4 protein-coding genes are annotated in these 3,588 nt (G+C 64.8%); 2 read left to right on the top strand and 2 right to left on the bottom strand.

From position 1 onward, the window contains the following. Positions 1–491 (bottom strand): 23S rRNA (adenine(2030)-N(6))-methyltransferase RlmJ (gene rlmJ, locus ACOVQ0_RS18485; RefSeq protein ID WP_421887946.1); only part of this gene is annotated, 491 nt, incomplete at its 3' end. 217 nt (positions 492–708) lie between these two features. Here rlmJ and ACOVQ0_RS18480 point away from each other — a divergent pair. Together ACOVQ0_RS18480 and ACOVQ0_RS18475 are read left to right on the top strand one after the other, a co-directional pair. Next, a complete protein-coding gene (locus tag ACOVQ0_RS18480; protein WP_421887943.1) occupies positions 709–1,527 on the top strand; it encodes an SDR family NAD(P)-dependent oxidoreductase in 819 nt (272 codons plus the stop codon). Continuing rightward, positions 1,524–2,411 carry an alpha/beta fold hydrolase gene (locus tag ACOVQ0_RS18475; protein WP_421887940.1) on the top strand — a complete coding sequence of 296 codons (888 nt, stop codon included), beginning with the start codon at positions 1,524–1,526 and terminating at the stop codon, positions 2,409–2,411. Before ACOVQ0_RS18480 ends, ACOVQ0_RS18475 begins: the two co-directional genes overlap by 4 nt. On the opposite strand, the gene ACOVQ0_RS18470 is transcribed toward ACOVQ0_RS18475, so the two are convergent. After that, positions 2,408–3,451, bottom strand: a complete 1,044-nt coding sequence (locus tag ACOVQ0_RS18470) for a DUF2332 domain-containing protein (RefSeq protein WP_421887949.1) — start codon at positions 3,449–3,451, stop codon at positions 2,408–2,410. The two genes, ACOVQ0_RS18475 and ACOVQ0_RS18470, sit on opposite strands and share 4 nt — an antisense overlap. Positions 3,452–3,588: the final 137 nt, after the last annotated feature.

Below are 3,588 nucleotides of genomic sequence, written 5' to 3'. Positions count from 1 at the left end.
TCGACCACCACCACCCCGCGCGGGGTGCGGGTCGGCAGCATCGCCAGCCAGAACTCATAGGCATCACGCTCATGCACGGCAGCCGATGTGCCGCGCATCGCACCGCGCAGGGCATAGGCGTCCTGCGGGTGCTTTTCGTTCACGATCAGGGCATCCTGCGGGCGCAGAAGCTGCGCCAGAATGCGCGGTGATCCGGGGTAGAGGTGCGGCCCACCTCCCCCATCTGCGTCAACATTCACCGCCTGAACCGCAGCGCGGTAGTCGTCCAGCAGAGGATTCGTGTCCGCGAAGACCCGCTGCACGCCCTGCGTTGCTTCCCCGGTGCGCTGGGCCTCATCCCCGCCAAGATCGTACAACCCGCAACCGGCATGGGTATCGATCAGGGTCAGCGCGCTGTCTTTGTGCTGCAAGGCCCGCACCAGGGCGATCAGCAGGCTGTGCTTCACGACATCGGCGCTGTTGCCGGCATGAAAGGAATGGCGATAATTCATTGCAACTGAAAATCCTGACGATCTGCCTTTATGGGTGCTGCCGAGCGCGAAGTGCGCGCGCAAGGCGATTGCAGCAACCAATCCAGTGCCCGTACAGGGTCACGCGCAAACCTTCAAAGGACTTCCGCCCACACCGCACAGCCCCCTTCCCTCCTTCGCAAAAGCCTGACACGATGCCGTTAATGGATCGATTAAGATTCGTCCACGGGGGAGCAGGATGGCGTTCGCAGGGCAGGTTGTGTGGATCACCGGGGCGTCGTCCGGGATAGGCGCGGCGATGGCGCGGGCGCTTTCGACCCAGGGCGCAAAGCTGGTGCTTTCCGGGCGCAATGAAGCGCCTTTGCAGGAGCTGGCGCAAAGCTGCGGCGATGCGCTGGTCCTGCCCTTTGAGGCGACCGACTATCCCGCCGTCGCAAGCGCCGCTGACAAGGCGTGGAACTGGCGGGGCCACATTGATGTGCTGGTCAACAACGCTGGCATCTCGCAACGCTCGCTCGCCGTGGACACCGCGTTCGAAGTCTATGACCGCATCGTCGCGGTCGATCTGCTCGCCCCCATCGCGCTCACGCAGGCGCTGCTGCCGCGCATGGCGGCACGCGGGTCCGGGCGTATCGTGATGGTTTCCAGCATCGCGGGCAAAGTCGGCTCGCCCATGCGCACGGCCTATAGTGCGGCCAAGTTTGGCCTGTTCGGCTATGCCGATGCGCTGCGTGCCGAAGTGGCGGGGCTGGGCATGAAAGTCCATGTCATCGCCCCCGGATCGATCCGCACCAATGTTTCGCGCAATGCGCTTGGTCCAGATGGATCGGCGCGCGGGGTAAGCGACAAGGCCATCGAGAATGGCCTTGATCCTGCTACTGCCGTGCAAATGATGCTCGATGCCATCGCCAGCGATGAACGCGAAATCATCATCGGCACCGGCATGGAAAAGCAGATCGGCGAATTGCGCCGCACGCCCGATGCGCTGCACGATCAGATGGCCGCCGTCGTCGCAGGCGGCTATGCCCGGAAAATGGAAGAGGGAGCGACCGAATGACCGACCTGACCCGCGTTACACTCGCCAGCGGCATCGAACTTGATGTGCTGGACGTCGGCCCTCGCGATGCGCCCGCACTCATCTTCCTCCACGGCTTCCCCGAAAGCCATCGCACCTGGCGACACCAGATCGCGCACCTTTCCACCCGCTTCCGCTGCATCGCGCCCGATCAGCGCGGCTATCGCGGCTCGTCGAAACCACAGGACGTGGCCAGCTATACCCCCGACAAGCTGATCGGTGATATCTTCCAACTCGCCGACGCGCTGGGCGTCGGGCAGTTCACCATTCTGGGCCATGACTGGGGCGGGGCCATCGCGTGGGGTGTCGCCCTGCTTGGCCAGGGAACGCGCGTCACCCGCGCGGTCATCGCCAATGCACCGCACCCGGTGATCTTCCCGCGCCTGCTCTGGACCGACCGCCAGCAACGCGAGGCCAGCCAATACATGCGCGCCTTCCGCGATACTGCCAACGACCCGATGGTGCGCGAACATGGCCTCGGCGCGCTCTTGATGAAGGCACTCAACTGGGAGCGCGCGCCCACGATGGAAGAGGAAGAGCGCGCCGCACTGTTCAAGGACTGGTCGAACGGCGATGCCGCCATCGCCATGCTCAACTGGTATCGCGCCAGCCCGATGGCGGTGCCACCGATGGATGCGCCGTTCGAACTGCCCGCAGGCTATCAGGACGCGCCCGTCCCTCCGTTGGCCATTCCCACGCTGGTGATCTGGGCGATGGACGACATGGCCCTGCCCCCCTGCAACCTTGATGGCATGGATAAACTGGTCACGCAGCTAACCCTCGAAAAAGTCCACGATTGCGGCCACTTCGTACCGTGGGAAGCGCCGGATGCGGTCAACGCTGCGCTGGACCGGTTCCTCGGTTAGCCAAACCACTCCACCCAAGCCCCGTGTGCATGGGCGGTGCCAAGCAGCACCGGTTCCGCCCCATCTGGCCAGTACCGCACGCTCAGTTCATGGCGGAACGTCTCGCGGTTCGTCTCCAGCATGACCCACGCCAATCGCCGCTGCGCATCAGCTTTCGCTCCGGCTTCAGCCATCGCAGCTTCGATCCGCGCGCGGGTTTCAGGCGGCAGATATTGCCAGACGATGGAATGGAAAACGACGCGCGTAGTGTCGTCTTCCTGCGGTGCGGCCAAACGCTGCGCCACGAAATCCGCCGCGTCCATCTGCACTACCGATGGGGCCTTCTCTGCGGCCAGCGCAATCGCCGCATCGATGCGCGCGATACGTTCCGTCACCTCGGCCCAGACATAGGATTTCAGCCGCAAAGCCGCGTCCGCATCCGCCAGATTCACCGGCGCACGGTCGCAACCCTTGATGCCCACAATCTCCACCGCGCTCTCGGGTGGCGGAGTCCCGCGCCACTCCGGCACGATCCGCATGGGCGATCTCTCAGGCCCCACCTTCGTCCCGCCCAGATCAAAGAAGAACCGCTCCATCATCGTGTTCACGCCCGCGCTCGCGCCCAGTTCGTTCAGCTCGAAGCGCGGCCCCACCCGCTGCGCCAGCCACAGCAGCCCGGCCATGATCGAGGCAGACCGCCCCGCCTCGTTGGTCTGCGGAGGGCCATCCAGCCACGGCAGCAGGCTTTCGTCATGCGCGCGCGTCACCGCCAGAACCAGCGCATCCACCGCGTCCTGATCGGTCAAGTCCCCGCGATAGACAGCCGTCAGCCGGTCATCCGCACCCGTCAGCACCAGATGGTGAAACCCGCCTGCCAGTCGCAGCGGCAGCGCATCTTCCAGCGGCTTGCCCGGCCACGCAGCGATTCGCGCGCCGACTTGCGTTGCACCGTCCAGCAGCCGCAATTGCGCCCGCACCACGCGCCCGGTGCAGGGCGCACCGTTATTCGTGGCATGATCCGCCTGCCATTCTATGGCTTTTGAGACCTGTTCGATCTCCATGATCGGGTTCATTCGGTTGCCCTTTGCGCTGCTGTGCCATAAGGGCGGCGGGTTATGTCCACCGCCGCACCGCTCGTATTCGCCCTGCCCAAGGGCCGCATTCTTGATGAGGCCCTGCCTCTGCTCGAGAAGGCCGG

It is taken from the genome of Novosphingobium sp., assembly GCF_049240505.1.
GTDB lineage: Bacteria > Pseudomonadota > Alphaproteobacteria > Sphingomonadales > Sphingomonadaceae > Novosphingobium.
The sequence above is the reverse complement of the archived record's forward strand: the minus strand, read 5'-3'. Positions and strand labels throughout refer to the sequence as shown.